The organism is Thalassobium sp. R2A62 (assembly GCF_000161835.1).
Taxonomy (GTDB): domain Bacteria; phylum Pseudomonadota; class Alphaproteobacteria; order Rhodobacterales; family Rhodobacteraceae; genus Thalassobium.
Genome location: NZ_GG697169.2, coordinates 835,804 through 862,371, shown reverse-complemented (window position 1 = coordinate 862,371; position 26,568 = coordinate 835,804). Strand labels below are relative to the sequence as shown.

The 26,568-nt window shown below is 53.0% G+C and carries 23 protein-coding genes, 2 tRNA genes and 6 pseudogenes; 16 read left to right on the top strand and 15 right to left on the bottom strand.

Annotated features, from left to right (window positions below; genetic code table 11):
* Positions 1-97 precede the first annotated feature (97 nt).
* Complete coding sequence (locus tag TR2A62_RS04215; protein ID WP_050761109.1) at positions 98-2,086, bottom strand: TonB-dependent receptor domain-containing protein; 1,989 nt, start codon at positions 2,084-2,086, stop codon at positions 98-100.
* A 279-nt stretch (positions 2,087-2,365) separates the two neighbouring features.
* Here TR2A62_RS04215 and TR2A62_RS04210 point away from each other — a divergent pair, with 279 nt between their 5' ends.
* The 4 genes from TR2A62_RS04210 to TR2A62_RS04195 are packed head-to-tail and all read left to right on the top strand — an operon-like array spanning position 2,366 to position 6,176.
* Positions 2,366-3,415, top strand: coding sequence for a hemin-degrading factor (locus TR2A62_RS04210; protein ID WP_009158404.1), 1,050 nt, complete (start codon positions 2,366-2,368; stop codon positions 3,413-3,415).
* A 3-nt stretch (positions 3,416-3,418) separates the two neighbouring features.
* Positions 3,419-4,285, top strand: coding sequence for a hemin ABC transporter substrate-binding protein (locus TR2A62_RS04205; RefSeq protein ID WP_009157865.1), 867 nt, complete (start codon positions 3,419-3,421; stop codon positions 4,283-4,285).
* A 3-nt stretch (positions 4,286-4,288) separates the two neighbouring features.
* Complete coding sequence (locus tag TR2A62_RS04200) at positions 4,289-5,371, top strand: iron ABC transporter permease (RefSeq protein ID WP_009159142.1); 1,083 nt, start codon at positions 4,289-4,291, stop codon at positions 5,369-5,371.
* A gap of 1 nt (position 5,372) precedes the next feature.
* A complete protein-coding gene (locus TR2A62_RS04195; protein ID WP_009158645.1) occupies positions 5,373-6,176 on the top strand; it encodes a heme ABC transporter ATP-binding protein in 804 nt (267 codons plus the stop codon).
* A gap of 336 nt (positions 6,177-6,512) precedes the next feature.
* Here TR2A62_RS04195 and TR2A62_RS04185 read toward each other — a convergent pair.
* Both TR2A62_RS04185 and TR2A62_RS04180 read right to left on the bottom strand, forming a co-directional pair.
* Positions 6,513-6,587, bottom strand: a tRNA-Asn gene (locus TR2A62_RS04185).
* Positions 6,588-6,666: 79 nt separating this feature from the next.
* On the bottom strand, positions 6,667-7,554 hold the full coding sequence (locus tag TR2A62_RS04180; protein ID WP_009158333.1) for an MBL fold metallo-hydrolase: 888 nt from the start codon (positions 7,552-7,554) through the stop codon (positions 6,667-6,669).
* Between the two features lie 45 nt (positions 7,555-7,599).
* Here TR2A62_RS04180 and TR2A62_RS04175 point away from each other — a divergent pair, with 45 nt between their 5' ends.
* Positions 7,600-8,913, top strand: a complete 1,314-nt coding sequence (locus tag TR2A62_RS04175) for an ATP-binding protein (protein ID WP_009157338.1) — start codon at positions 7,600-7,602, stop codon at positions 8,911-8,913.
* 82 nt (positions 8,914-8,995) lie between these two features.
* Here TR2A62_RS04175 and TR2A62_RS04170 read toward each other — a convergent pair whose 3' ends face one another.
* Positions 8,996-9,601 carry a YceI family protein gene (locus TR2A62_RS04170; protein WP_009159947.1) on the bottom strand — a complete coding sequence of 202 codons (606 nt, stop codon included), beginning with the start codon at positions 9,599-9,601 and terminating at the stop codon, positions 8,996-8,998.
* A gap of 152 nt (positions 9,602-9,753) precedes the next feature.
* On the opposite strand from TR2A62_RS04170, the pseudogene TR2A62_RS18380 reads away from it, so the two are divergent.
* From TR2A62_RS18380 to TR2A62_RS04155, 4 genes and pseudogenes are all read left to right on the top strand, one after another.
* Positions 9,754-9,971, top strand: a pseudogene (locus TR2A62_RS18380) (IS6 family transposase); the annotation flags it as partial.
* Positions 9,972-10,116: 145 nt separating this feature from the next.
* Positions 10,117-12,936, top strand: coding sequence for a DUF1800 family protein (locus TR2A62_RS17515; protein WP_009158867.1), 2,820 nt, complete (start codon positions 10,117-10,119; stop codon positions 12,934-12,936).
* Positions 12,937-13,011: 75 nt separating this feature from the next.
* Positions 13,012-14,121, top strand: a complete 1,110-nt coding sequence (locus TR2A62_RS04160; RefSeq protein ID WP_223296070.1) for a DUF1501 domain-containing protein — start codon at positions 13,012-13,014, stop codon at positions 14,119-14,121.
* Positions 14,122-14,301: 180 nt separating this feature from the next.
* Positions 14,302-14,652: pseudogene (locus TR2A62_RS04155) on the top strand (DDE-type integrase/transposase/recombinase); the annotation flags it as partial.
* A gap of 106 nt (positions 14,653-14,758) precedes the next feature.
* Here TR2A62_RS04155 and TR2A62_RS04150 read toward each other — a convergent pair.
* Together TR2A62_RS04150 and TR2A62_RS04140 are read right to left on the bottom strand one after the other, a co-directional pair.
* Positions 14,759-15,888 (bottom strand): IS3 family transposase gene (locus tag TR2A62_RS04150; protein ID WP_150103452.1). Its coding sequence is split into 2 segments (ribosomal slippage): positions 14,759-15,657 and positions 15,657-15,888, totalling 1,131 coding nucleotides; the frame shifts between segments, so codons are not numbered across the junction.
* A gap of 153 nt (positions 15,889-16,041) precedes the next feature.
* The gene (locus tag TR2A62_RS04140) at positions 16,042-16,932 is read right to left on the bottom strand and encodes an alpha/beta hydrolase fold domain-containing protein (RefSeq protein ID WP_009157931.1); all 891 of its coding nucleotides are present in this window, start codon (positions 16,930-16,932) and stop codon (positions 16,042-16,044) included.
* A 209-nt stretch (positions 16,933-17,141) separates the two neighbouring features.
* Here TR2A62_RS04140 and TR2A62_RS04135 point away from each other — a divergent pair.
* The 4 genes and pseudogenes from TR2A62_RS04135 to TR2A62_RS18005 form a co-directional block, all read left to right on the top strand.
* Positions 17,142-17,330, top strand: a pseudogene (locus TR2A62_RS04135) (IS3 family transposase); the annotation flags it as partial.
* Between the two features lie 58 nt (positions 17,331-17,388).
* Positions 17,389-18,085, top strand: a pseudogene (locus tag TR2A62_RS18010) (IS6 family transposase).
* Positions 18,086-18,273: 188 nt separating this feature from the next.
* A complete protein-coding gene (locus TR2A62_RS04120) occupies positions 18,274-18,954 on the top strand; it encodes a J domain-containing protein (RefSeq protein WP_009158346.1) in 681 nt (226 codons plus the stop codon).
* A 193-nt stretch (positions 18,955-19,147) separates the two neighbouring features.
* A pseudogene (locus TR2A62_RS18005) lies at positions 19,148-19,490 on the top strand (DDE-type integrase/transposase/recombinase); the annotation flags it as partial.
* Between the two features lie 46 nt (positions 19,491-19,536).
* Here TR2A62_RS18005 and TR2A62_RS04110 read toward each other — a convergent pair.
* The 4 genes from TR2A62_RS04110 to TR2A62_RS04095 form a co-directional block, all read right to left on the bottom strand.
* Positions 19,537-19,947, bottom strand: a complete 411-nt coding sequence (locus tag TR2A62_RS04110; RefSeq protein ID WP_009160600.1) for a hypothetical protein — start codon at positions 19,945-19,947, stop codon at positions 19,537-19,539.
* 53 nt (positions 19,948-20,000) lie between these two features.
* Positions 20,001-20,330 carry a nuclear transport factor 2 family protein gene (locus TR2A62_RS04105; protein WP_040820184.1) on the bottom strand — a complete coding sequence of 110 codons (330 nt, stop codon included), beginning with the start codon at positions 20,328-20,330 and terminating at the stop codon, positions 20,001-20,003.
* Between the two features lie 2 nt (positions 20,331-20,332).
* Positions 20,333-20,680 carry a cupin domain-containing protein gene (locus TR2A62_RS04100; RefSeq protein ID WP_009158881.1) on the bottom strand — a complete coding sequence of 116 codons (348 nt, stop codon included), beginning with the start codon at positions 20,678-20,680 and terminating at the stop codon, positions 20,333-20,335.
* A gap of 91 nt (positions 20,681-20,771) precedes the next feature.
* On the bottom strand, positions 20,772-21,056 hold the full coding sequence (locus TR2A62_RS04095; RefSeq protein ID WP_040820181.1) for a DUF3764 family protein: 285 nt from the start codon (positions 21,054-21,056) through the stop codon (positions 20,772-20,774).
* A 315-nt stretch (positions 21,057-21,371) separates the two neighbouring features.
* Between TR2A62_RS04095 and TR2A62_RS17510 the strand changes: the two genes are divergently transcribed.
* Both TR2A62_RS17510 and TR2A62_RS04085 read left to right on the top strand, forming a co-directional pair.
* Positions 21,372-21,845 carry a helix-turn-helix domain-containing protein gene (locus tag TR2A62_RS17510; protein ID WP_223296069.1) on the top strand — a complete coding sequence of 158 codons (474 nt, stop codon included), beginning with the start codon at positions 21,372-21,374 and terminating at the stop codon, positions 21,843-21,845.
* Positions 21,846-22,137: 292 nt separating this feature from the next.
* On the top strand, positions 22,138-22,578 hold the full coding sequence (locus TR2A62_RS04085) for a hypothetical protein (RefSeq protein WP_150103451.1): 441 nt from the start codon (positions 22,138-22,140) through the stop codon (positions 22,576-22,578).
* A gap of 46 nt (positions 22,579-22,624) precedes the next feature.
* On the opposite strand, the gene TR2A62_RS19485 is transcribed toward TR2A62_RS04085, so the two are convergent.
* From TR2A62_RS19485 to TR2A62_RS04065, 4 genes and pseudogenes are all read right to left on the bottom strand, one after another.
* Complete coding sequence (locus tag TR2A62_RS19485; protein WP_223296150.1) at positions 22,625-23,161, bottom strand: HNH endonuclease family protein; 537 nt, start codon at positions 23,159-23,161, stop codon at positions 22,625-22,627.
* A gap of 177 nt (positions 23,162-23,338) precedes the next feature.
* Positions 23,339-23,749: a hypothetical protein gene (locus TR2A62_RS04075; protein WP_040820178.1), complete on the bottom strand. Its 411-nt coding sequence runs from the start codon at positions 23,747-23,749 to the stop codon at positions 23,339-23,341.
* A gap of 271 nt (positions 23,750-24,020) precedes the next feature.
* Positions 24,021-24,683: pseudogene (locus tag TR2A62_RS04070) on the bottom strand (transposase); the annotation flags it as partial.
* A 340-nt stretch (positions 24,684-25,023) separates the two neighbouring features.
* Positions 25,024-25,100 (bottom strand) — tRNA-Ile (locus TR2A62_RS04065).
* Between the two features lie 264 nt (positions 25,101-25,364).
* Here TR2A62_RS04065 and TR2A62_RS04060 point away from each other — a divergent pair.
* Entirely contained in the window at positions 25,365-25,622 is a 258-nt protein-coding gene (locus tag TR2A62_RS04060) for a hypothetical protein (protein WP_009158950.1), read from the top strand.
* A gap of 4 nt (positions 25,623-25,626) precedes the next feature.
* On the opposite strand, the gene TR2A62_RS04055 is transcribed toward TR2A62_RS04060, so the two are convergent.
* A complete protein-coding gene (locus tag TR2A62_RS04055; RefSeq protein WP_150103556.1) occupies positions 25,627-26,535 on the bottom strand; it encodes a sterol desaturase family protein in 909 nt (302 codons plus the stop codon).
* Positions 26,536-26,568 lie beyond the last annotated feature (33 nt).

The following is a 26,568-nucleotide window of genomic DNA, read 5'->3' as shown; positions in this document are numbered from 1 at the left end:
CCCCTCTTGTTGCGCAATTACCGGGGCAGGGGCAGCCACGAGGACAGCCGCCACAATGCCCATGATTTGCGCATCTGTTGTTTTGGAATGTGGCATCTTAAAACTCAAACCCGCGTGTCAGGCTGATCTCATAGGAACGGCCTTGCCCTGCATCACCGGCCAGCGAGTTTTCGTATTGCTTATCAAGCACGTTGTTCACCCGAAAGCCGACCTCGAACCCCTGAAGCGCGCCTTGTTGCGGGGTATAATCAACGAACAGATCGTGCACAGCGTAGCCTGCGAATTCACGTGTGCCATAGCTTATGTCGTCGACTAAATTTCCCTGCCAGCCATATTTCAGGCCGAGGTCTTGGTTGATCCCACCCAATGTGAGGTTCAAAGATCGCGCAGGAATAGACGACAATGTCTCGCCCGTCGCCTGATCTTCGCCGCGCACATCAGAGTAGGCCGCGCGGGCGAACATGGCGTCCGACTGATAGGCTGCTTCGATTTCAAGGCCATAGATTTTGGCCGCATCCACGTTGCGATACAGTGGCGTCCCGACCGTGCTATCCCGCGAAATCAGATCGTCGATTTCGGAATAAAAGAACGTGGCTTTGACATCCAAAGCATCGTTTTGCGTGGCCAGCCCGAGGTAAGACGCGCTGACGCCGAATTCAGCGCTTTGTGCTGTTTCAGTGGTCAGATTTGGGCTGTTAGGTTCGTCATCATCAAAGGCGAAAATTTCATCGATGGTCGGTGCACGCTGGGTTTGGGCCACAGACCCGAACACGCTGTAGACGTCATTGATTTCGTAGTGCACGGCCACTTTGGGTGAGATTGCGGTTTCGTCAAAGTTGGCGAACGTCAGCCCGTTGCCCGCCTCGAGCGATACAAAGTCTGCTCGCAGACCGGGGATGATCGTCAAGCGGTCGTTGAAGATAAATTCACCCTGCACGTAGACGCCGGTGCGCTGGTCTGTGCCCTCTGGGTGGAACGACAAACCGCCTGCGGGGGTGCTGGCGCTGCGATCTTGACTGGACAGCTGAATGCCTGCCGTGATGTAGGCCAGATAATTTGCACCACTGAATTCGGAGGTATTTTCGATTTTCAGGCTAGTCGTTTGATAACCATATTCGGTGTCACAAAACAGCGACGGTGCCGTACAACCAAAGAACGGAAAAGGCGGCTGCGCGTCGGATTGTTCGACCTGCGTGTTGGAATAGGCCAGCACGACATCCAGATCGATTAGGTTGTTGCCCAACATCGGGTTTTCATAGCGGATCGCGATTGTGTCATCGGTGATGTCGCGGTCCACGGTCCCAAAGCCCAGCGTGCCAGTCTGTGAATATTCCGTGTCGTCCAGTTCACTGTTCCAACGTGTGTAGGAAACGGTCAGCGCCTGCGCGAGGTCATCGCCAAACGACAGCCGCGTTTTGACAAGGCCGGAAGTTGCATCAAATTCTGATCCGCCGATTTCGGTGCCGTCGCCGTCTGTGTAATTGCCAGCTTCGCGGTAGTTTAGCGCGAAGACGCTCTCGATCCGTTCGGAGGGGCGTTCAGCGAAGATCACAGATGTTGCGAATTCATCGTTGTTGCTGCCATAGCTAAGGCGGGTGCGGATCGCTTGATCGCCTGTTGTCAGAAAATCGGAAGCGTCTTTGGTTTCAAAGTTGATGACACCACCCAATGCGCCTGATCCGTACAATGTGGATGATGCCGGTCCGCGCAGGACTTCGACCTGACGATACAGTTCTGGGTCTGAGAAAAAGGAGCCTAAGCGATACTGTTCGTAGAATTTTGTCGCCCCGTCGACGGTTATGATGATGCGGGATTCGTCTGAGGCCGCCAATTCGCCGATACCGCGAATGTTAAACGATTCCCCCGCGACGCGACCGGACCCAATTGGTTGAACTCCGGGAACAAGATCAAACAATTCACCGACGGTCGTGGCCTGCGCGCGGTCGATTTCTTCTTCATTGATCACTGTTACGGCTTGAGGCGTGTCAATCGCGACCTCTCCGTCACCACCGATGCCAAGAACGATTCGTCCTAGCGGCGTGCCCGTTTCAAATGCATCTTGTGCGATGGCTGGCAGGGTCATCATGAGTGTTGAAGATGTCAAAAAAGTTGCACCTAGCAGTGCGCGCTTACAGCGTGTCATTGTTTATCCTTTTCCCGAGGCATGTTCGATTGTGTGACTAGCTGGCCCGAAAAAATTGCGGTGACTTGCTGGTTAATGATTTGTGTACTTGCCCTCCCTAGAATACCTGATTAAAACAGTCAAGAAAGCGAATGAGTCTTTATTGACGCAGCCGTACGCCAGCCAAATCTGTTGCCAGCATTTCTGAAATCCCTTTTTCAAAGCTAGAACAGGACAAAAGACATGGCACTGGACGCCAAGATTACACCGGATGAAATCCGTCAGCACATCTTAGAAAATCCAAAAATGCGCGCCCGCGATCTTGCCGATCAGATTGGTGTAGGTGAGGCCGCGTTGGTTGCAGCACAAGGCGCGCGCCGAATAAACGCGTCACCGGATGCGATCATGCCTGCGCTGACGGCGTGTGGCCTCGTGATGGGCCTGACCCGCAACATCAGCGCGGTTCACGAAAAGGTTGGCGTCTATGATAATTATCATTCCGGCGATCACGCCTCGATGGTGCTGAACCACGATATCGACCTGCGTATTTTTGCCAGTCATTGGGTTCACGGGTTCGCGGTCACGACTGAAACTGACGCAGGCCCACGCCATAGTGTTCAGGTTTTTGACGCGGCGGGTGACGCCATCCACAAAGTGTTCAGCCGCGACGGCACAGATCTGCCCGCGTTTGAGGCAATGATGGGTGCGTTGGCCACGGGTGATACATCGGACATGATTGATCTGCGAGCGCGTGCGGCCGTTGAGGTCGCCAAGGCCGACGCCAGCAAGGTTGATATTTTGCGCAAGGAATGGACGCGGATGACGGACACGCATCAATTCATGCGCCTGACATCAAAGTTGAAGATGAACCGCCTTGGCGCCTACCGCATCGCGGGCGCGCCCTTTGTGAAACCGCTGGCCCCTTGGGCGTTGAATGACGCGCTTGTGGCGTTGGGTCAGCAGGACACGCAGATAATGTGTTTCGTCGGCAATCGCGGCTGCATCCAAATTCATACGGGTCCGGTAAACACGGTTAGTCCGATGGGCCCCTGGCAGAATGTGATGGATCCCGAATTCAACCTGCATTTACGAACGGATCATATCGCCGAGGTTTGGGCTGTCGAAAAGCCGACAAAACGGGGACCCGCCATTTCAATCGAAGCCTTTGATCAGCACGGAGCATTGATACTGCAAATGTTTGGTCGTCGCAAAGAAAGCGACACGATTGATGACACGGCAGCCTTTGGCGCGTTGATCGAAACCCTTCCCACCCTTCATTCAGAGGACGCATAGGCTATGATACCTGCATTGAAATTCAATTTTCCCGCCAGCTTGACTGTTTTGGCCATTGTCATGGGCAGCCTTGTGACAACTGCCAAGGCCGATGACGTACCAGCGGACCGTGTGCTATCAATTGGCGGTTCAGTGACCGAAATTGTCTATGCCTTGGGCGAACAGGACCGACTGATCGCGCGCGATACTACGTCGTCCTACCCGGCAGCCACTGCTGGTTTACCCGATGTCGGGTACATGCGCGCACTGTCCCCTGAGGGTATTTTGTCAGTCGATCCGCAACTCATCATCGCAGAAGACGGCAGTGGCCCGCCAGAAACTATCGCTGTGATGGAAGCTGCGGACATTCCGTTCATCACGGTACCAGACGGGTATGATCGCGCGGCAGTGGGGGCAAAAATCCGCGCTGTTGCGGATGCGCTTGGCGTGCCTGAAAAAGGCGAAGCCCTCGCGCTTGAGGTTGAAGCGCAGCTGGCGGCGTTGGATACGGCAGCGGTCAACCCCATGCGTGTGATGTTCATTTTGTCGACACAAGGTGGGCGGATCATGGCCTCTGGTGACAACACTGCGGCCCAAGGGATCATTGAGCTTGCTGGTGGCATAAACGCCGTTACAGAATTTGAAGGTTACAAACCCCTCACCGACGAAGCGATCACAGCGGCCAATCCAGATGTGATCGTCATGATGGATCGGGGCGGGGACCATTCAGTTTTAGATTCTGACCTTTGGGCAAATCCGGCGATTTCAACGACGAGTGCGGCGCAATCGCAGAGCATTGTGCGGATCGACGGTTTGCTGCTGCTTGGGTTCGGGCCGCGCACGCCTGAGGCCGCGATGCAGCTGCACACAGCCCTTTACGGCGATGGCTAGACAATGACCGTGTTTGAGGCATCCGCCCAGATTAGGGAAAAACGCGTGGCCGGGGATCGCCGGTCCCTTGCTATACGTGTCATCTGCGTCAGCGCCGTTTTGCTATGTATCATGTCAATCGCCAGCTTAACTGTCGGGGCGTCGGGAACGTCGCTGCTTGAGGCATTGATTGCGTGGGGCAGTGGCGAAGACATCGGTCTTCGTGAACGTGTGATCCTGTTTGACATTCGTGCGCCACGCACGTTGATGGGTGTCCTCGTGGGCGCGTCGCTTGCGGTGTCCGGTGCTGTGATGCAAGGTTTGTTTCGTAACCCGCTGGCGGATCCCGGGTTGGTTGGTGTCAGCGCGGGCGCGGGGTTGGGCGCGATTCTGGCAATTGTCTTGGGCGGTCTGCTGCCACCTGCAATCGCCGCGTTTGCAGGCATCTATACCGTCCCCATCGCGGCGTTTCTTGGCGGATGGTTGACCACGATGTTACTTTATAAGGTATCAACAAACGGAGGGCGGACGTCTGTGGCTGTAATGCTTTTGGCAGGCATTGCCGTCGGCGCATTATCCGGCGCGCTGTCCGGTGTGTTGGTGTATATGGCCGATGATGCGCAGCTGCGCGATCTGACATTCTGGGGGCTTGGATCGTTGGCGGGGGCCACGTGGACCAAGTTCGCAGTGGCGGCACCGCTGATCATTCTATCCCTCGCCGCGACACCGTTTTTGGCCGAGGGCCTAAACGGACTGACCTTGGGCGAGGCGGTAGCGCAACACCTTGGCATTCGCGTGCAACGGATGAAAAACGTCGCAATCCTGACCGTTGCAGGTGCGACCGGTGCCGCGGTGGCCGTGTCTGGGGGGATCGGGTTTGTTGGTATCGTCGTGCCACATCTTTTGCGCCTTTTAATCGGGCCGGATCATCGGTATCTTTTGCCTGCCTCGGCCCTGCTTGGTGCGTCCCTTTTGCTGGTCGCCGACATGATTTCACGCACGATCATTGCCCCCGCTGAACTGCCCATTGGCATCGTGACTGCAACCATCGGTGGGCCGTTCTTTCTTTATATCTTGCTGCGCAATCGCGGCATTTTGGACATGTAAAATGCTGGACGTTCGTAATTTGTCGGTTGCCATTTCTGCCACAACAATTCTGCATGACGTGTCGTTTTCTGCCGACGCAGGTGCTGTCACAGTCATTGTCGGCCCGAACGGGTCTGGCAAGACGACGCTGCTCAAGGCGATGACGGGGGAGTTACCCTACAGCGGGACGATCAAGTTGGATGGGGCAGACATAAAATCCTATTCCACCGCTGCCCTCGCAGCGCGGCGCGCGGTTCTTCCACAGGCGACTGCGCTGGCATTCCCGTTCACCGTGCTTGAAGTCATCCGTCTGGGCCTTTCGGCGGGTCTTTATGCCGATGACACCAATTTGCCTAAACGCGCTTTGGCACATGTCGGGTTGTCTGGGTTCGAGGGGCGGTTTTACCACGCGCTTTCCGGAGGAGAGCAACAACGCTGCCAGCTTGCGCGCGTATTGGTGCAGGTTTGGCAACCGGTTCGCGATGGCAAACCCGCATCGTTGTTTCTGGATGAACCTGTGTCGGCCCTCGATATCGGGCACCAGCTTGAGGTGATGCAGATTGCGCGAGGGTTTGCGGATGCAGGTGGCAGTGTGGTGGCGGTGATGCATGATCTGAACCTGACGGCGATGTTTGCGGACAGTGTTGCGTTGCTGGCAAAAGGGCGAATGGTGATCCAAGACCGCCCCGCAAATGTTCTGTCAGACGCGCACCTTTCGGCCGCATATCGATGTGATGTTCGGGTGAACAAAGCCCCGCCCAAAAGTCGCGGTATTCCGTTTATTCTGCCGCATATGGCGTCTACGACTGGTACAAAAATAGTCTAGATGCCTATCGCAAGCCTCTTTTCTTTTTGTTCAGAAAGGCTGACCATGACGACGAAACCTCAAAAGGTAACTTTATGAAACTTACGACAAAAGGTCGCTACGCAATAGTCGCCCCTTGGAACCGTAGACCTTCACGAACTGCCTAGCATCACCCCTTGTGTATTCGCTTACAGGCTTCTCACCACAGATAGTGAAAAGGAACTCAAGTGTCTCAAATAATGGCTTAGGATTCAAAGACTTGAGGTCTACGTATTCTTCTACGATAGCCTTTAATTCATATCTCTGGATGCTCATTTCACTAACCTCTTGTTCTAGCATAAGAATCAAGAGTTAGTATGGCTCCGGCGGTAGGGATCGAACCTACGACCAATTGATTAACAGTCAACTGCTCTACCGCTGAGCTACGCCGGAATACCGAGGCTGCTTTTAGCGGGGGTTTGGGGAGCCGTCCAGAGGCTTTTGTCACAAATGTGCAAAGTTTTTTGCAGCTCTACGAAATGCAGTGAAAAACACTGTCAAAGGCGAGGGGACCTGTTTGATCCACTTGATTTTTCTGTTTGAGATCAATGAGGTGCGCAAACACGTTTCGTGCGGCTGCGGGCAGCAGCATGGGGTCGACATCCGTATAGATACGCGCGGCGAGATCGCGAGCCGCCGCAGGCTCCGTCTCGAGGCTGGCAAGAATCTGTGCTTCGCGATTAAGGCGATGCGTTGTGAGCCAATCTAGCCGCTCTACCGGATTCATGATCGGGTCCCCGTGGCCCGGATGATAGATACGGTGCGGGCGTGCGCGCAGTTTGGCGCACGACGCCATAAAGTCAGTGAGATCGCCATCTGGTGGCGACACAAGGCTGCTGGCCCATCCCATGACGTGATCACCGCAAAACAAGTGCCGCCCCCATTCAAGGCAGATGTGATTGCCAAAATGCCCCGGAGTATGCAGCGCGGTCAGTGTCCATTCGGGGGTTTGGATTTGGTCCTGATCGGCAAGGCAGTGATCCGGTGCAAAAGAGGCATCGACCCCTTCGCCCCCACCTGCAAGCCCGCTGTCAGCCAGTTGTGTCATGATAGTGCTACGGCCCGTGTGGCTGTCGCCAAAGGCATAGATCGGCGCACCGGTTCGGTCGGACAATGGTGCCGCGTTGGGTGAATGGTCGAGATGACTGTGCGTGATAATGATGTGGGTGATTTGTTGATCCTGTGTCAGCGCGTCCAAGATGGCGCCCAAGTGATCGGGATTGTCCGGACCAGGGTCAATCACAGCGATATTGCGGTGCCCCAAGAGATACGTGTTGGTCCCTGTATACGTCATAGGCGAGGGGTTGTTACAGCGCAGCATCCGCAAATCGGGCGCGAGCTGGATGATCGGGGTGGTCATGGTTCGTGCTTTCCCTCGTCAGGTGGTCGGGCTAGCCTGTCACATATGTTTGGATGGCTCAAAAACTATATGCCGCGCAGCCTGTATGGTCGGGCCGCATTGATCCTGTTGTTGCCGGTTGTCACGGTGCAACTGGCCGTGTCGGTTGTTTTTATTCAGCGGCACTATGATGGGGTGACCGAACAGATGACACGCGCCGTTATACTAGAGCTCGCCTATCTTCGAGATCAGGTAGATGCGTCCGAGGATGCAATCGCCGCCCAAGAGGTGATGGCAGCACTGGCCGAACCGCTTCAGATTGACGCTGCGATAGAAAAATTTGCGGCCCTTGGGGTGGATGGTCGGTCGTTCTACGATCTGTCGGGGCGCGCTGTGATCCGCACGATGCGGTCTGATTTGGATGGGTTGGCGTGGGTCGATATGCGCGAACGCAAACGGGTCTACGTTGTTATCCAAACCACCAAAGGTTTGATGTCCGTAGAATTTGATCGCCGTCGCGTTTCTGCGTCGAACCCGCATCAGTTGCTTGTTTTGATGGTTGTCTTGGGCGTGTTGATGACCTGTGTGTCCTATGTGTTTTTGCGCAACCAGCTGCGGCCGATCAAAAGAATGGCTGGGGCGGCGGCGGAATACGGCAAGGGTCGGATCGTGGATTACCGCCCGTCGGGTGCGAACGAAGTGCGCGCGGCAGGCAATGCGTTTTTGGATATGCGCAACCGGATCGAACGACAAACCCAGCAGCGTACTATGATGCTGTCAGGGGTGAGCCACGACCTGCGCACGCCGCTGACACGTCTGCGTCTGGGGCTGTCTTTGATGGACGAGGCCGAAGCGGAGCCGCTGGTGCGAGACGTCGAGGACATGCAGCGGATGCTAGACGGATTTTTGGACTTTGCGCGAGGCGATGCAGATGTCGCCCGTGAAGAAGTGGATCCTGCTGAATTGCTGCGTGCCTGTGTAGAAGGGGCCAAGCGGGCGCGGATGAATGTGACACTGGGCGCGGTCCAAGAAGGTGCAATCGTACGGTTGGGGCCAATCGCCGTGCGCCGAGCGGTAGACAATCTGATTGGCAACGCCGTGCGCTACGGCAGCCGCGCCGTTGTTTCCATGTCGCTGGGCGAACGTGCGTTGGTGATTTCGGTAGATGATGATGGCCCTGGCATTCCTGATGATCAACGAGAAGAGGCGAGGCGCGCGTTCACACGTCTTGATCCGTCGCGCAATCAGGATTTGGGCGGCGGCGTTGGTCTAGGGCTTGCTGTTACGTCCGATATTGCGCGGGGCCATGGTGGGCTTTTGCGGCTAGATCATAGTGACGCCTTGGGTGGATTGCGTGCTGATCTAGTGTTGGCACGGTAGGTCCCATGGTGGTCCGGTCGACCGAAAAGGCCGACCGGAATAACTGGTCAGTGCGACATAGCGGCAGCCCTGACCCCACTCGTTAATCCGCGTTAAACACAAGGCGCATCGTCACAGGGCTGACCCGTGTGATGCTGTCGAGGTTGGCCAGTTCCTGAAGCTTGTCGATGCCGTCATCGATGCCGTCATCGAGGCCGGCGTCTTCGGTGCTGAGCATCGCCATTCCGTTGGTGGTGACCAGTACTTGGCTGTCAGTGAGACGCATCACAAAGAATGTGGCATCGACATCGGTGTCCAACCCCAAGTGGTTCAGCGTGCCGTAGGCTTCGACGGTTGTCGCGCCACCGGTTTCAAGCGCATTGAGCGCGTCCATCTCAAGCGCGGCCGTAAGGGTAGCAGAGAGAGCGTTCTGAAAGACAAATTGGCCCAAACGTTCGTTGCGGATGTCGATCATTGTCTCAACCGATGCCAACCCAAGTGTGATTTCTACGGCGCCTTCAACAGAAACCGTGCCTGATACATCGCCAAAACTGTGGCTTTCACCGATATAGTCGTTCTTGATCGATCCAAATGAGACGTTCGACAATGACCCGTCCAGCGTCCAGCTGCTGGCGTGCCCCGCTGCAAAGCTGGTGGTCGCGGTGAGTGCAACAGCGGCTGCTGTGGCAAGAGTTTTGAATTTGCACATAGATGTGGTGCCTTCCGCTTGATAGTATGACACTAAGGAGCACCGAGCCAGACTGCGCATGCAGCGGTCAAATCCGCCGCGCCAAAAGGCGAGGCGGTGTTGTCAGAAGAAACCGGCGAGAGACGTGCCGGGCGGCGGTTTAGCGTTCTGCCATGACAAAACGCTCCTCATTTCGCTGCTTCAAAACTTCTCCCGAAATCATCCGTCTGGTGGTGATGATTTATGTGCGTATCCACTTTCGCTTCGAAATGTGGAGGATCTGCTGCACGAACGCGGCATCGATATCAGCCATGAAGCGGGCCGTTTCTGGTGGAACAGATTTGGCCCGATGCTCGCCGCTGAAATTCGCAAATGGCGCGTCCCGCAGTTACCCGTCACTGGACTTGCGGGCGAAATCCGTCTGGGGTTAGCTGGAGCATCACCATCTTCGGAGTCGTGCAAAAAACCAGTATACTTGCTTCCGCAGTAAATAAGATTAAGCTCTGACTTGATAATTTTTCATATGCGGTTGGAGTATGGCAGCGCTCGTTGGAGTTACGAATTGGGTTAGTCGGCTTCTGTGGATTGTCGTGTTGAAGACGGCCTTACTCGGCTTGCCTGCCCAAGCTCAAGACCAAGATGTGCTGCGGGTGCAGCGCGCGTTAGCCCTCGCGGGCTACGATCCGGGGCCGTTAGATGGCTATTGGGGCATGCTTACGAATTCGGCGCTGTCTGAGTTCGTAGAGGAATTCAGTGTGGAAGCACCCATCGTCGATTCAGACAATCTCTCGGACGCTGTGTTTGATGGTCTAGTTAGAGCCTTCAACTTGCGTAATGAGACAATTGAGGCCGACACGCCTCACCTGCAGGTGGTAATGAGTGTGGATGATGCTCGGCACTTGCTTGAGCGCACTGGCATCGGTGCTCACCCAGCGGAGATAGACGAGTTGGTCGGTCTTTCTCGTAGTCAAGCGATCAGTAAAATCATTTCTGGGCTTGGGGCGGGTGCGCCGTTATTACCGCAACCTGTTTGGGTCAAAAGTGATCAGTTTCCGAATTATTGGATGCGTTGGGATTATGATGAGGAAGAGCGGTCGAGCTTCCGTATGGCGCGTGATCGAGAGTTGAATCAATTACGGCATTGGTGGGTTGATGAAATGGTCGCAACGGGCCGGCCGCAAGCTGAGCGCCTAATCCTGTTTTGGCACAATCATTTCGTAACGGCCTATTCCGCCATTCAAGAAGAGAGCCATGCGATGTACCTACAGCACCAGCTGTTTCGCGACCTTGGCCACCAAAACTTTCGCACCCTCGTGACAGCAATCCTGCACGACCCCGCGATGCTTAATTACCTTGATAACGACCGTAGCCGAGAAGAGCAGCCCAACGAGAACCTCGCCAGGGAACTAATGGAGTTATTTGTTCTCGGCGAGGGGAATTATGATGAGGAGACAGTAAAAGAGGTCGCACGCGCTCTTACAGGATACGGTTATACCCGTATGGGGCGTATGGAATTCCAATTCAGTCCTTGGGACCACGACACAGGCCGTAAAACGATTTTTGGCCGCACGGGGCGGTGGCGTGCAGAAGACGTAGCTGACATTTTACTAGATCAGCCTGAGGTTGCGACATTCATAACCCGCAAGTTTTGGACGGCCTATGTGTCAGAATTCCATTATGATGAGGCTCAGATAGCCTCTGTTGCGCATGCATTTCGTGATACGGATTATGACGTTAAGACGCTCCTGCGTAATCTGCTCGCTTCTGGCTCCTTCTGGGCTGCCGAAAATCGCGGAACGATCGTGAAGAGCCCCGTCGATCTTTTAATTGGTTCGGTGCGGTCGCAAGGCTTGCCATTGGGTGAGGTTGAATCGCTGCCCAACCAGCTGACCGCGCTTGGCCAAAACTTATTCGAACCGCCCAACGTGGCGGGCTGGCCTGGTGCTGGTGATTGGCTGACGCCGTCGCGACTCCTCCTGCGTTACGATATTATCAGCCGTTTGAGTGACTATATGGTAAACTCTCATGGAGAGGAGGCACCGCCCCCCGATCAGATGATGACAGGCTCTGATGAGGTGTCGATGCCTGCTAATAAAGAAATGAATTACGGCTCCATACGCGTGCGATATGCCGCAGAAAATTTTAAGGGCCCCCCGCACTTCCACGTGTCAGTCATGCAGGAAAATAATGAAGGCGTTCTTCGTTCTGACTGGGTGAGCCCAGTAGTCGTCGTCGAAGGTGGTATTGATACTGAGCGCTACGGGCGGGTGATGGAGACTGATCTCCCATGGCGTGAAACAGAAATTCTGGTTCCACGAGAAATAAAGCCAGACGCATTTCGTATCTCCTTCTTGAATGATAGGTGTTGTGGGGTTGGTGGCTCCGACGGTGGGGACCGTAACCTTTATGTTGACTGGCTGTCGTATGACGGCCGCCTCTACCCTGTTTCCTCTGGTGAGCAACGGACCAATTGCACATCCGCTAACGCAGACCGGGAGCCTGGCCGCCTCTACTGTGGCGGACACGTGACACTTACCGAATACGTAACCGGGGAAACGCAACCGGCTTTAGTTCGCACCAGCGACCAGCTGCTAATTGACCGCGTCGCCTTTGAATGGGCCGAGGAAATGCGCGGGAGCGACGACTGGGTGTCATTCGGTCTTGGCTTACTGGCACCACGCCTCGGTGCCGTCGGTGCCGAGGCGATGAAAATCGAGCTTGTCCGCAATAACACGCGTGACGCGGGTCAGCGCTTACTCCTTAAGATCTGGGAACACGATTGTTATCCTAACTGCCTTGGTGCATCGATGCCGTCCGCGGCCTATGTCAACCGAGATACGGGTTGCTGTGAGATGAATTTCGTTCTGATTGGGCGCGAATGGGGTGACGAGCGGCGTCAGTGGAATGCATTAACGGATGAACAGCGCGCGTTTGTGTCATCGCTCTGGATGGCCATGCCCGACCTGTTGCGTCAATCCATGCAGGGGCGAAATTGGCGTCAACGCAATGGACAAGTGGAATATGACACCTGGTCTGAGTGGTTTGCGCGGATGGAGGAAGCCTTGCCACGAAGTCGCTATGCGCAGAACGCGGCCTCCGGAGGCTGGCAACTGAGCAGCAATCAGATCGATCAAAATTCCATGTCAATGATAATGTCTATGATGTCAGAGTCGGCTAGTAGAACACCTCCGATCGTTGCAGGTATGCCTGCCGATGAGGCGCGAAACTACATTGATGATTTATCAACGGTGGAGCTGCCTGCGCAATATTTTTTAACCTCGGAAGTCGGAGCTGAAATGCCCCAAATCCGCATATCAACAGATATTTTTCAACACCCATTGTATCAACTAAAGTGAGGCACTGCAGTGAAAAGGCGTCAAATTCTTCAATCCCTCCTCGCCGGCCTTGCTATTCCCTTAGCACCCCTCAATTTGGCAAAAGCAGCCCAGTCGAGCGGACGAAGAGTAATTCTGGTTGAATTGTCTGGCGCAAACGATGGCCTGAACACTGTAGTTCCCTATCGAGATGAGCGGTATCGTGAAATCCGCCCCAATATATACTTACGGAAGAACGAGCGGTTCACGCTCACTTCTAACCTAGCGCTGCACACGGCGCTTATTCCCCTTGGCGATGCCTGGGAGGCAGGAGACCTCGCTATCATTCAGGGCTTAGGTTACCCTGGTCAAAACCGATCCCACTTCAAATCTATCGCTATATGGGAGACTGGCGGTGACGGCTCTCAAAGTGGTGTAAACGGCTGGCTCACCGAAGACATTATGGACATGCGCGACGCAGCCGAGGTGGACGCGCACGGGATTAGCTTGGACGGTGGCATGGGGGTGTTCGCCGCATCATCGGGGCTCTGGCTGTCGATGACTTCTCTCAACCAATTCGCGACACTGGCTGGTCAGCGCGAGCAAACACCTACCATATCTGGAGGGAATAACCCGGCGCTGGCAATGCTCCTCGACCGAGGCCACAGTCTAAACACTGCGATGTCAAGAATTTCGGCTAAGGTTGAACGCCTCCCGCGTAGTTCCTCATTCCGGATCGATGCTGGTGACTTCGGGCGCCAGGCCGCCATGGCGGCACAGCTCATCGATGCAGGCATTGACGCACCAGTCTTAAAAATGAAGCTTGACGGGTTTGACACACACGAATCTCAGCCTTGGCGCCACCGCGACCTGCTAGGAGATTTGGGCAGGGGGCTTGAGGGCCTGCGCCAAGCCTTGATACAGTCAGGTCACTGGGAGAATACACTTGTCATGACCTATAGCGAATTCGGCCGTCGCGCTGTTGAGAATGCTTCAATGGGTACAGATCACGGTACTGCAGCGCCGCATTTCTTGATGAGTGGTGGATTGAGCGGTGGGATTTGGGGTGTACACCCAGACCTAGGCAATCTTAGTGATGGAGATATGGAATTTACGTTGGACTATCGAACTATGTATCACACAGTCTTACGCGACTGGTTCGGCTTGACCCAGAATAGGTTTGCAAGCCACGTTGATACCGCTTTAGATGGCATTTTACGCACATGAGGGGCGTTGTTAGAAGAAAATCGGTCGAGAGAGGCACGGCGGGCGCCTAGCGTCGCCAGGTGAAAAGACACGACCCATTCAAGTTTTTAAAGATGTCTCGCGAAATCATCCGTCTGGCTGTGGAAATGGATCTGCGTTTTCCGCTTTCGCTTCGCAATGTCGAAGACCGAAAGTATGAGTTTGGCATTGAAATTCCTCAGAAAGTCAATGAAACGCTACGGCCAACCAGAGATCATCGTGACCGACAAAATGAGATCATACGGTGTTGCTCTGAAAGTCATCGGTAATGCCGAAAGGCAGGAAACTGGTCGCGGGCTGAACAGTCGAGCAGAAAATTCCCGTCTGCTGTTTCGACGAAGAGAGCGAGCCATGCAGCGGTTCCGGGGCATGCGAACCTTGCAGAAATTCGTCTCCATCGACGCTTCCGTTTTCAACCAATTTAAACAGGAACGCAGCCTCTCTGGCAGACATCACTTTAAGCTCATCCGCGCCGCCGCTCTTGCCGAGTGGCGCGATCTCTGCGTGGCATAGATCGCAGCATCACTCTCCTCGTAGAGACAAGTTCGAATTCGTCGGACACCACCATAAACGTAGCATCTTGGACCTGTCACGCTTTTGTGCCGCCCCAAGTGCTCGTTTAAGCCGCCTTCCGTTCAAAAGCGACCGGGCTTTTCCAGCCTAATGTTGAGTGTCGGCGGCGCGGATTGTAGAACCCGTTAATGTATTCAAAGATCGCCATCTCTGCCTTCCGCCGTGTTTCCCATGAATGCCGCCAAATCAGTTCTGACTTGATCGTTTTGAAGAAGGTTTCGACTGCCGCGTTGTCATAGCAGTTACCCTTGCCGCTCATCGACACCTTGAACACGTTCTGGCGCAGGATCTTCTGGTAGTCGTGCGAACAATATTGCGACCCGAGATCCGTGTGATGAATGCAGTCCTTGGGTGGTTGTCGGAACGCGATTGCCATTTTCAACGCCCGGATCGCCAGGTCACGTTTCATCCGGTTGCTTACAGCCCATCCAATGACACGACGGGAATGCAGGTCCAGGATCACCGCGAAATAAAGCCACCCCTCGCGTGTCCAGACATAGCTGATATCGCCAGCCCATTTTTGATTGGGCTTGTCGGCGTTGAAGTCGCGATCCAACAGGTTCGGGGCAATGTTGAACTTGTGATCGCTGTCGGTTGTGACCTTGTGTTTGCGCGTTCTCACAACAGATATGCCGTTCTGACGCATCAAACGTCCGACACGACGGTGACCGATATCCAAGCCGATCTCTTTCAGTTCTTCGGTCATGCGTGGCCGGCCATAACTGCCCAGACTGAGACGGGACTGCTCCTTGATGTGGGCCAGCGTGACCAAATCAGACCGCCGTCTGCGACTGGCCGGTCGATTGCGGAACGCATGTAAACCACGTGAACTGACATCCATGACCTTGCAAAGACGCGCCGTTTCGAAAGTCCCCGCGTGTTCTTCAATGAACCTGAACCTCATGGCTTTTGGCTCGCGAAGAACTGCGTTGCTTTTTTTAAGATCTCCCTCTCCTCCTTGAGAATGCGGTTCTCGCGCCGGAGCCGGTCATTCTCTTGGGCGAGGCTCAAATCCTCTTTCGAAACTACATCTGTATCTCGGTGCGCTGTGATCCATTTGTTCAGCGTCGACATCCCGACACCCAAATCATCAGCCACCTGCTTACGCGTTAGCCCACTGGTCCGCGCGATACGCACCGCATCATGGCGGAATTCGTCCGTCCGTTTCTGTCCCATAGTCAATCTCCTTTGTTGCAGTAAATGCTATCAAAGGAGCGGCATCAAACCGCGACAGGTCCATAAATCGTTTGGCCGTGATCGGGTCAATGGGAAGAAGAGCTTGCTGGCGCGGGGCATAGCCGGCGCAGCATTCGCCGCAATGCGGGCAACCTATGCTACCAGAAATGTTGCCGCTAATTCAAGCGAGTGATCCGCCTCTGGCGTGCGGCCAGTATACATTTGATAACAATGGAACAACCCATCCGTTTCGCAAAGCTCCACGGCAACGCTTTGAGCCTTGAGATGTGCGGCCATCGCAACGCTCTGATCATAGAGAATCTCGGAGCGATCGGCCTGTATCTGGATCTTTGGCGCCCCTTCAAAATGTCCAAAAAGAGGCGAAATTTCAGGGTTTTTCGCATTCAAACCGGCTGTGTAGGCAGCATTGCCACGGCGCACGAAGGCTGGGGACAAGAGTGCGTCACTGCGCTTGTTGTTCTTGAAAGATGGCAGTTCGGTGGCGAGGTTTGTCAAAGGCGAAAACAGCGCAAGCGCTTGGGGCAGGGCGCTCTGCTTTGCGATCAGACGATGCAACAGCGCTAGGGCCAGCCCGCCGCCAGCGCTGTCGCCCATAATTCTTATGGATCCGGCGCCATAGGTTGCGGTCAGATTGGTAAAAGCGTCCTCGGCCTGATTGATCGCCGTTGGATAGGGGTGCTCTGGCGCTTTGGCGTATTCAAGGAAATAGACCGGCATGGCCGCCTTTGCGGCCAGCGTTGCGGTCAGTGCCCGATAGCCATGCAATCCGCCCAGAATGAAGCCGCCGCCGTGCAGATAGAGGATTGCGCCCTGCGCCTTCTGTTGGCCGGCACGGACCCGTACGAGGGCGGAATCGTTCGAGACCTCTTCAAACTGGGCCGTGCGGGCCTTGGCATGGAGTATCGTCGCATTGAGGTTGGCGCTTGAGCGCAACATGCGCGGCGACGACAATAGCGACAGAAGGGGTTTTTGCAGGATGCGGGCGTGTCCCGTCAAAAGTTTCTGGCGGATCGAAATCGTCATGGGTTTTAGCTTTGACTGATGAGGAAGGGTGCGGGCATGCGCGACGCCGTTTTTACAGTGCGCGAATAAAGATGCAAGCCGTTCAAGCGGTGTTGTCAGAAGAAACCAGCTTGAAGTGAGCAGGTGCCTGACGTCAGCAGGCGTTGGACAGATTTGAGGATTTGAACAAGGGAGGTTTTCTGGTTCATCTTATCGATTCGGAGATCGAGATGACGCAGAAGCCGACTACATCGAAAGATGCTGCCGACAAGGTGGTCGAGAACATCCGCCGTAAGACGCGCCAAACCTGTTCATCTGAGGAGAAGATCCGCATTGTTTTGGCCGGTCTGCGTGGCAAGGAAAGCATCGCGGTTTTTTGCCGCCGTGAGGGCATTTCAGAGAGCCTGTATTACTGCTGGTGGTGTTGTCAGAAGAAAACTGGTTGAGGCGGGCAGGGCGGCGGTTTAGCGTTTTGTGATGACAAAACGCTCCCCATTTCGCTATTTTAAGACCACCCCAGAGATCATTGGCCTACCGGTAATGCTGTACGTTCGATTTCCGCTGTCACTGTGCATTTTTGACGAACGCGATATTGATATTAGCCATGAGACAGTTCGGTTTTGGTGGGATAGATTTGGCCCGACGTTCGCCGCTGAAATACGCAAACGGCGCGTCCAACAGTTACGGGCACATTCGAATTGGCAATGGCATTTGGACGAAGTGTTTGTGAAGATCAACGGTGAGACGCACTACCTTCTGGCGGGCAGTCGACCATGAGGGCGAAGTTCTGGAAGGCTATGTGACAAAGCGCCGTGACCGCAAAGCAGCTTTGAAATTCCTCAGCAAAACAATGAAGCGTTGCGGCAAACCCGAAATCATCGTGACCGACCTACTGCGGTCTTACGGTGCCGCGATGAAGGTCATCGGCAATGCTGACAGACAAGAAACCGGCCGCTGGCTCAACAATCGAGCAGAGAATTCACACTTGCCGTTTCGACGAAAAGAACGGGCAATGCTGCGATTTCGTCATATGCGTAGTTTACAGAAATTCGTCTCCGTTCACGCCTCCGTTTACAATCATTTCAACCAGGAACGTCACCACTACTCACGCGCCAATTTCAAGCTCAACAGAACCGCCGCTCTTGCTGAATGGCGCGATCTCTGTGCGGCATAATGCGCAGCGTCACTGTCCTGGCAGAGGCGAGTTCGCATTTGTCTGACAGCACCAAGAAATGGCCTCTAAAGCCCAACTGATCGTCCGTATGAGAGCCCTTTATTAACCGCTTTTTCAGGAAATGCTTGGTTCGATGCAATTTTAGACTTATCCCAATTATAGTTTAAATAACTTACCCGAGGTTCCTGATGCGGCGCAAACTCTCAATCTTTGACACTCTGGGTGTATGTACCACCGATGATCTTGTTTCCATCCGTCAAGCGTGGCGTCGCAAGGTCAAAACTCTGCATCCTGACCTTGCCAAAGATCAAGAAAAGTCTGTGGCCTGTGAGGCTTTGGTGGCCGTCAACGAAGCATTTTATGCACTGCGCGACCATAAACCTTTTGCAGACCGCCGCGCTGCGAACCGCGGCTTGGACCGCCGGAAAAAGGGCAATCGAAGCCGGGTTTGGACGAAAACAGAACGCCAAAGCGTCGCCCGTAAGTCCGCGAACGACCGAAGAGAACAGCAGGCAAGCGACGCAATCCGTACTGCGAACCGCCCTCAGCCAACGAATCAGGAAGCGAAAAACAAGTTTTTTGCTGCAAAAGAGTTTGCCAAACAGGCCCACATCGCGCGCAACAATGAAGCGGCGCTTGCGCAAAGGGAGGAAGCTGCCCGCGCCGCAAGGTGCGCCAAAGCGGCCGAAAAGCTTCCTGCCTGTTCGGTCCTAAAAAATACAGACGCGGCCGGTAAGCCCCAACCTAATATGGCCAACGCAAATCAAGTACATGAGACTACATTGGCAGCGCTGCATGGCTATGCGGTTTCCCTGAATGCAATTTCAGCGAAAAATCGATGCCCAAAGTCTGTATGTATGTGGCGGTAGCGTTAAGATTTGCGGCAGCGATGTTGAAAAATGGAATCGCGCAACGAACCGCTTATTTGAGTGGATGAAGGTGTGATAAAGCAGGTTTGAGGCACTGTCAGAGCAAATCGGCTTGAGGCGAGCAAGGCGGTCTCCTAACGCCAGCTCATGACAAAAAGATGGGCCATTCAAGTACTTCAAGACGAGCCCCGAGATCATCTGTTTAGCCGTTATGATCTATGTGCGGTTTCCGCTTTCGCTGCGGATTGTTGAGGATTTGCATCACGTATGCGGCATCGACACTAGTCACGAAACGGTTCGGTTCTTGTGGAACAGATTTGGCCCACTGTTCGCATCTGAGATCCGCAAAAACAGTGTAAGCTGGATGCGGCCTACTCGAACTGGCGGTGGCACCTCGATGAGGTTGTTGTGAAGATCAACGGTGAAACGCACTACTTGTGGCGCGCCGTTGATCATGGGGGCGAGGTGCTTGAAAGCTACGTGACCAACGCTGGGATCACAAAGCGGCATTGAAATTCCTCAGAAAATCAATGAAAGGAAGTGTCCCGAGAGTCTGTACATACGTACAGTATATGACTGAGGTTAGCCGTAGAGGATATCACCCATGTTCAAGAGTAATAAGCTGTTCAAGATTAGGAAAACGATTGGGGCTATGTAACCCTCGGCTGTCGCCTTGACGCCTTCCACGTTCGCCCATTCGCCATTCACAGTCTGGTACCCAAATATCGAAGCCAGTAAAGATTGCGTCCATCCCCATGCCACAAATGCCCAAGCACCTTGCGGTCCAACAAACAGTAATGCGAGCGAAATTATCGCTGATGCACCTACTTGAGTACCAGCAAAACGTGTCATGAAAATTGCGCTATCACCAAATCCATATTGATCAACGAATGCTTTTGTTTGGAACAGGCATCTGTAGCTGTAATAGAGCGCACCTATTAAAAGAACGGTCCAAACTATAAAGTTTAAGCTTCCACCAAAACTTTCCACCATTTTGATTCTCCCTTAATTATTGTTGCATCTTGTCTCGAATAAGTGCGGCCAAATTATTTGAGTGGTGTCGCACCAGTTTCGACGCGAATTATTTTCCCATCTTTTATGTGATTAACCACCATCACAGCTTCAGATGTCCCATCTGGAAATTTCATGACCGAATGCTCAACCATGATTTCATCATTTTCATAAAGGCATCTCTGATCATGGAACTGTAGAGCATCGCTTTGCATCATTTGAGTAACCGTTGGAGTCCAATCTGCCTTACTAACTTCAGTACCTGATTGATGGCGGACAAACACAAAGTCTTTATGCAAACAGGTCAAATACATATCAATATCTTTGGAATCCTGCGCAGACTTAATTTTTTCATACAGCGACATCTCTATTCTCCCCACATCCCTGCAAATTCGTAAACAACGGCACGATTACCACCGACACACCAAGCATCGTGATTAGGCGAAATGGCGTAAGCGTCACCAGCAGAATAAGTTGCTTCGGAACCATCATCACAGACGCAATGGATCGTACCTTCAACAATAATACCGGTGTGTGTTGCTTGACAGCTGGGGGTCCCAACTATCGGTTTAATATCAGTGGACCATTTCCAGTCTGGTGCCAGTGTCAGCTTCATTACACGCTGACCCAGAACGTTTACTGCCTTCATCTGGGCGTTGGGCATTTCCTTGGCTTCGTCTGCCTGTGTTGCAAAGTTTTTAACTTCAATTGGCATGATTATACTCCTTATTTTGTCTTTAAACGAGCAATTTGGGGTAAAATAATGCAAACGATCGCTATTTAGTTTATCCCAATTAGTCGATGCGTCATCGAGTGAAAGACTCTCCACTCATCTGTGTTATCACTGTAGTTTCCAAAATAGCGCCTGCGGCGGCTCTTTTTTCCTTGAGTTCCTCGTGGCCACCAAAAGCTTTCATAGCTTCGATAGATTCAAAATCGATTATGACTGTTAACTTGTTATCATTATCTTTCTCAGTTCCGGCGAAAACAAGAGTCGCTCCAAGCGCATTTAACGTTGCCTCATTCTCGTAGAACATATCTTTCCAAGGTTGGAACCCATGAGATAAATCCTGAGTTAGTCTTACTATCATGACTGGTACTCCCGCGTCGTTAGCCGCTCACTTGATTTTCTGAGCTATGTACTGTTAACTTATTTAACGGACTAAGCCCCCATACAGCAAAGCGGTGCATAAGAGGGCCGTTACCCGAGCAGCGTTTCGGAGCCAAGAGATCCCAAAAGCATAAAATGCGACATTCGCAATTCGAGCTAGTAAAAACGTTAGCATTAGCTGATCAGTCAAATCAGTAGCTGCATCAGATAGGTGGCTCTTAAGGCTATGCCTTCAACGTTGACACCGTGCGGATTGGCAATCTAGTCTGTATATCAAAGTGGTTTGGGGGCTAATATGATAGACATAAATATTGTAGAAAAGGAGATGTGCCCGATTGGCCTGGCGGGGCATCTTCTAGTTGATAAATGGGTTCCGGTAATTATTCGCGACATAGCGTTGTTTGACAGGCGTGGCTTCAACGAGATTTTAAAAAATAATCGTGAAGGAATTTCTTCAGCATCGCTTTCGTCACGCCTGCAGTACATGGTGCAGCTGGACCTGTTGAATGTCCAAAAATCGGACGATCATGCACAGAAGAAACTTTATTTTCTCTCTGAGGCTGGAATAGCTTTCGTGCCTATTCTGTTTCACTTGGCTAGTTGGACTGCCGAATTTAGAAACCCATCGCCGGACATTGTTGAACTCACCAGCCCATTTCATTCTGCACAAGGTGACTTGCAAGAGAAGTTAATTGATCGATTGCGCCAGATTCATGTGACTAAGACAATTGAACCAACGCCTCTGTGGTGGCTGGCCGACAAGCTTTAAATTTGCAGTCACACTCGGTTGGTGGTCGAAAATTTCAGCTTAGGCGCTAGTTTAGGCAGCGGAGGTGTGCATCGCTGATCCTCCAATTTGGGGGACAAAACTATCCCAGATGGTGGGCCACTTTCAGGCGGCTATTCTGGACCATGTTTTTACTAGATAGTGTGTCAGACACGTTTGATCGCCAAGGTTCTTGCCAACGTCTAGCCTCAAAATGAGAAATTTCTGGATGCGCTGTTTAGCCTTTGCCCTCCTAGCTTTTTTAATAAGCACAGCATCTGCCACAGCGCAGGGCGTGTTTCCCACTGTAACTGCTGACGATCTGAATGGACGCAGTGCGACGCTGCCTCAAGGGTTTCCGGGAGAGACGACAATTGTCTTCATTGCCTACAAACAGAACCAGCAACCCCTTGTGGATGGCTGGGTGCGTGCGCTTGGACTTGACCCGTCAATTGGGGCAGAATTTGTGGAAATTCCAGTCGTCGGTGTCGGCGCCCGCCTGATCCGGCCTATCGTTGATAACGGGATGCGGTCCGGAATTGTTGACCCAGCTTTGCGAGCACGGACCATCACGCTTTATGAAAGTCCGAAACTGGTGAACACTCCGCTCGGGTTTTCAGGGCGTGGCACAATCCGCGTTTTGGTTGTGCGCCGCAATGGACAGGTGCTTTGGTCGACATCGGGTGGGGTAACCGCTGCAGGTATAGCTGCCGTGTTAGCGGCGTACGGCGCCTAAACCTCCACTTAGGTTCCAACCATGTCGATTATTAGCATTCGTCGTGCTAGCTACAAACCTTCTCACGCTGTTCCGCTAGTGCCATTTGCTCATCGTCGCCGATCTCAAGATTGTACATTCGGGACACCCGCCAAAAACGAAGAACGTATTGACACTGGTAAGCGTCATTTGGAGGCAACCAATCGAGTGGCCCATTAGCGCCTTTTGAGCGATTGGTGGCGTCATCAACAGCAATTAGGTTTATGGGGTCATTCGCAAATGCTACTCGATGTTCGCGGCTCCAACTCCACGCCCCTCTCTGCCAAGCCCAATGCAGGGGTACCAAATGATCCACGTCAAGATCACTCGCATCCATAAAAATAGTGTCAGTATAGGGGTCAATCCAACGACCACGCAGAACCCGACAACCATTATCTGAATATGACAATGCTCCAGTAGTCAGCGCGGCCAGCAACTCATGCCGCGTGTTTAGGCAATCGCTGTCACGGTCTATCCAGCGTCCGAACTCTTCTCTGTCATACGCTGTAATCCTGGATTGCTCTGCAGAACACGGTTGGACTATCGCTACGATGCATAGCGTCATTATGAGTTTGTGAAGCATATCGAATTTGGACCCATAAGCGCTGACGTCAGACACTGAATAGTTTGCTCCAAAGGGTGTTAGTTCTCTGGTCCTCAAGTAAAGTCACAACTTTCGCCATATCTAAACTTAGTGATCGCCCAGCGCATTTAGAATTCAGGATGATGCTATCTTGGTCAGTTATGCGTATATTATTCCGCTCATCGCTGACATGATGTATAAGTGAACGACAAGTATAATCCCGCTAACTATGATTGGCTCATTAGTAGGATTTACCCCTTCTATCTCAGCCCATGCGCTATTCTTGGTTGTATAGCTAAAGTATAAAAACAAAGCCGCCCAGATCGTTGAGAAAGCAAAAAGTTCCCAAGCACCTGCTGGTGAGGTGAACAGGATAATCGCATACAATACGCCCTGACTTAGAGCGTAACATCCACATATCTTAACCATGTTCTCGGACGCTGCACCAATGCCCCACTCAGCAATCGCAGCATCAGTCTGGAACAGGCATCTAAACCCATAATACAAAGACATGAGTGTGGGGATTAAGATCGCTATAAAATTAATCACTCCGCCACTAGCTTCAATCATCTTACTACTCCTTGTTGTTGGTAGAAAGAGCTTAGCACACAACATGCTGATTACCTAATCGTACCAGAAGGTACCTAAAATGCTGCACCAAAAGATTTCACTGCCAGAGAACCAAAAGGACTATCCATGTTTGTAGAAGAGTGATTGTAAGCGGTTCCGCATCATACGCTGCAAAGACTGTCTGCAGAATATAGTGCTGTCCGTCGTCAGGGTTTTTGGAACCAATGGCGGCCTAAGCTAAGAGAGAGTTTGGCTCATCTGGTTGGTTTGATTATGCGGCGTGCTGGCGGTGATGCAAGCGTCGCGCTTCGAGTGTCATTCGTTTGATCCTTTCACGTTGCTGTAGAATGGCTTTGTCTCGGCCAAAGTAGACGTCGGCCGGTGTGACGTTGTTGATGCTCTCGTGATAGCGTTGATGATTCTAGTGATGGACGAAGGCTTCTATCTGGGCTTCGAGATCACCCGTTAGAAAGTAGTTTTCCAGCAGGATGCGGTTCTTGAGGGTTTGATGCCACCGCTCGATCTTGCCTTGAGTTTGCGGATGATATGGCGCACCGCGCGAGTGCTTCATGCCTTTGTCCTGCAACCATTCCGCCAGATCCCCTGAGACGTAGCTTGATCCGTTATCACTCAGCAGGCGTGGCTTGTGGACGATATGCACCTGATCGCAACCAGATGCCCGAAGAGCGAGGTCCAGTGTGTCCGTCACGTCTTCAGCCCGCATGTTAGTGCAGAGCTTCCAGGAGACGATATAGCGGCTGTAATCGTCGAGGACCGTACTGAGATAGAACCAGCCCCAGCCCAATACCTTGATGTAGGTGAAGTCGGTCTGCCAAAGCTAATTGATAGCAGTTGTTTTATCTTTGAACTCACTGGCTGCCTTGATGACGATGAACGCAGGGCTGGTGATAAGATCATGGGCCTTCAGAACTTCAACCTGCCGTAACTGCACGACTATCTCTTCGGGCTTGGGTCTCTTAATCGCCATCTCTGGTCCTCCTCTTTCCTAACTATAGGGGCGGACCACTTCAAAGGGGGAGGCTCAACCTCTTGGCTGCGGCCGGAGCAACTCAATATGAGATCATGTGCTTGATGGCGCACACAGAGGCCAAGACGTCCGAAGTTTACACCAAAGGAATCGAAAGAGCGGGTTTGGCAGCGAAGGCAATTGAGAAGATGTCGCGGATAGATTTTGAGAATGTGTCCCACAGTGAATAATTCGTGGGACACAAATTACCTGAAACACCAGAAAAATATGGCGGAAAATTGGGGGATGGTAGGCCCGGCAGGACTTGAACCCGCAACCAAAGCGTTATGAGCGCTCTGCTCTAACCAATTGAGCTACAGGCCCGCCACGAGCGTTTGGTATGCACACTGGCCCCAGAGGTCAAGCCACGGCGGCAGCGGTTTGGCACATTGTCGATTTGATGGGGTTGGGACCTGTTTTTGCGGAAGAGAGTTTTTAGGTTCCCGCAGGGGTTGAAAACTGTTGCGCCGAGGCCGCGCGATCCGTCGAAACGGCACAAGATTGGGATGTTTTTCCCACTGAGGTGACGAAATTTCGCCGAAAACATATTACCAGAAGCGAATCGTAAATTTAGAGGAGGGTTCAGGCATGAAATTTTTAAAGACAGTATCTTTGACGAGTTTGTTGGCTACATCCGCGGGTACGGCTTTTGCGGGTATATCGGCAGTTATTAGTGAACCAGAAGTGTCTTCTGGTGGCGGTGTGAATGGCGGAGCAGTCTTGCTGGTTATGTTGGGCGCTATTTTGCTGCTCAATGGTGGTTTCGGCAATCGCGCATCGTCGCGCGGTGTTGATGCACCACAGACTGACGACGCCTCGAAGGGCGACGTCATCATGAAGTTCTAAAATCCTAGCGCGTCGGGCGAAACATCCGACGTACAGGATCGATCAGGACAGGTCCAAGGCGATGCGTCATCAATGGCGCGTCGTCTTTTGTTGTCAGGCCCAAGGTTAGGTTTTCGTTCCCTTTGGTCACGTAGAGCGTCCCGAACATCCAATCCCAAATTGCAAGAAAACTGCCGTAGTTCTTGTTGTAGTGCGCGGGGTCAGTGCTGTGATGCACGCGGTGCATCGTCGGCGAGATAAAGATACGCTCGAGGACCGGTCCATAGCTGATGTTGATATGGGCATGGTGAAAATTTGACATCAGCAAGATCGCAACAATAGTAAAGGCATTGACGCCAAAGATCTGGGCCGTGGTGGCATCTGGGTTCAAGCTACCGATGAGGATACCCAAAACAATGCCCATGATCATGGTTTGGATCGCGGCAATCACCAAAAGCCCCAGTGGGTGTTGGCGGTAGGCGGTAAAGGGCGTCATGACTTCTGCACTGTGATGGACCGCATGAAGGGGCCAGATCGTTTTGATTTGGTGGTGGGCGCGGTGGACCCAGTAGACCGAAAAATCACTAGCAATCCAAAAAATGAACCCCAGTGCGATAGGGGAAAGGTTGGCACCGTCGATGGCATTCCACGGTAGATGGTCTGCGAACATTGCCGCGAAAAGCGGGGTCACAGTAAAGCGGGTGACAAGGCCGAGGGCTGACATGACGCGGCCGATGGCAAAGAGTACCAGATCGAGACCAGTCGACCGATGGGTCCAGATGTGACGCGGCACCAGCCACGCGACAAAGCCGTCGTCTTCGTTTCGAGTTTGGTAAATCAAAAAGGCAATGGCCACGCATACGAACAGATAGATTGGCGATGTTACCGTGCCGAGGCCAAAGAAGCTGTCGAACAGCTCGCGTGCAAAATCCATGTCGTATTCCCCCAGTGGGGCCAACGTGCCGTT

What these genes read in the sequence shown, in the direction of transcription:
- TR2A62_RS04210 (WP_009158404.1), top strand. Translation starts at nt 2,366, where the DNA reads ATGGCACTGGACGCCAAGATTACACCGGATGAAATCCGTCAGCACATC.
- TR2A62_RS04170 (WP_009159947.1), bottom strand. Translation starts at nt 9,601, where the DNA reads ATGTGCAAATTCAAAACTCTTGCCACAGCAGCCGCTGTTGCACTCACC.
- TR2A62_RS04180 (WP_009158333.1), bottom strand. Translation starts at nt 7,554, where the DNA reads ATGACCACCCCGATCATCCAGCTCGCGCCCGATTTGCGGATGCTGCGC.
- TR2A62_RS04060 (WP_009158950.1), top strand. Translation starts at nt 25,365, where the DNA reads ATGAAATTTTTAAAGACAGTATCTTTGACGAGTTTGTTGGCTACATCC.
- TR2A62_RS04215 (WP_050761109.1), bottom strand. Translation starts at nt 2,086, where the DNA reads ATGATGACCCTGCCAGCCATCGCACAAGATGCATTTGAAACGGGCACG.
- TR2A62_RS04120 (WP_009158346.1), top strand. Translation starts at nt 18,274, where the DNA reads ATGCGGCGCAAACTCTCAATCTTTGACACTCTGGGTGTATGTACCACC.
- TR2A62_RS04105 (WP_040820184.1), bottom strand. Translation starts at nt 20,330, where the DNA reads ATGTCGCTGTATGAAAAAATTAAGTCTGCGCAGGATTCCAAAGATATT.
- TR2A62_RS04205 (WP_009157865.1), top strand. Translation starts at nt 3,419, where the DNA reads ATGATACCTGCATTGAAATTCAATTTTCCCGCCAGCTTGACTGTTTTG.
- TR2A62_RS04140 (WP_009157931.1), bottom strand. Translation starts at nt 16,932, where the DNA reads ATGACGATTTCGATCCGCCAGAAACTTTTGACGGGACACGCCCGCATC.
- TR2A62_RS04175 (WP_009157338.1), top strand. Translation starts at nt 7,600, where the DNA reads ATGTTTGGATGGCTCAAAAACTATATGCCGCGCAGCCTGTATGGTCGG.
- TR2A62_RS19485 (WP_223296150.1), bottom strand. Translation starts at nt 23,161, where the DNA reads ATGACGCTATGCATCGTAGCGATAGTCCAACCGTGTTCTGCAGAGCAA.
- TR2A62_RS04100 (WP_009158881.1), bottom strand. Translation starts at nt 20,680, where the DNA reads ATGCCAATTGAAGTTAAAAACTTTGCAACACAGGCAGACGAAGCCAAG.
- TR2A62_RS04110 (WP_009160600.1), bottom strand. Translation starts at nt 19,947, where the DNA reads ATGGTGGAAAGTTTTGGTGGAAGCTTAAACTTTATAGTTTGGACCGTT.
- TR2A62_RS04075 (WP_040820178.1), bottom strand. Translation starts at nt 23,749, where the DNA reads ATGATTGAAGCTAGTGGCGGAGTGATTAATTTTATAGCGATCTTAATC.
- TR2A62_RS04195 (WP_009158645.1), top strand. Translation starts at nt 5,373, where the DNA reads ATGCTGGACGTTCGTAATTTGTCGGTTGCCATTTCTGCCACAACAATT.
- TR2A62_RS04055 (WP_150103556.1), bottom strand. Translation starts at nt 26,535, where the DNA reads ATGGATTTTGCACGCGAGCTGTTCGACAGCTTCTTTGGCCTCGGCACG.
- TR2A62_RS17515 (WP_009158867.1), top strand. Translation starts at nt 10,117, where the DNA reads ATGGCAGCGCTCGTTGGAGTTACGAATTGGGTTAGTCGGCTTCTGTGG.
- TR2A62_RS17510 (WP_223296069.1), top strand. Translation starts at nt 21,372, where the DNA reads ATGATAGACATAAATATTGTAGAAAAGGAGATGTGCCCGATTGGCCTG.
- TR2A62_RS04095 (WP_040820181.1), bottom strand. Translation starts at nt 21,056, where the DNA reads ATGATAGTAAGACTAACTCAGGATTTATCTCATGGGTTCCAACCTTGG.
- TR2A62_RS04200 (WP_009159142.1), top strand. Translation starts at nt 4,289, where the DNA reads ATGACCGTGTTTGAGGCATCCGCCCAGATTAGGGAAAAACGCGTGGCC.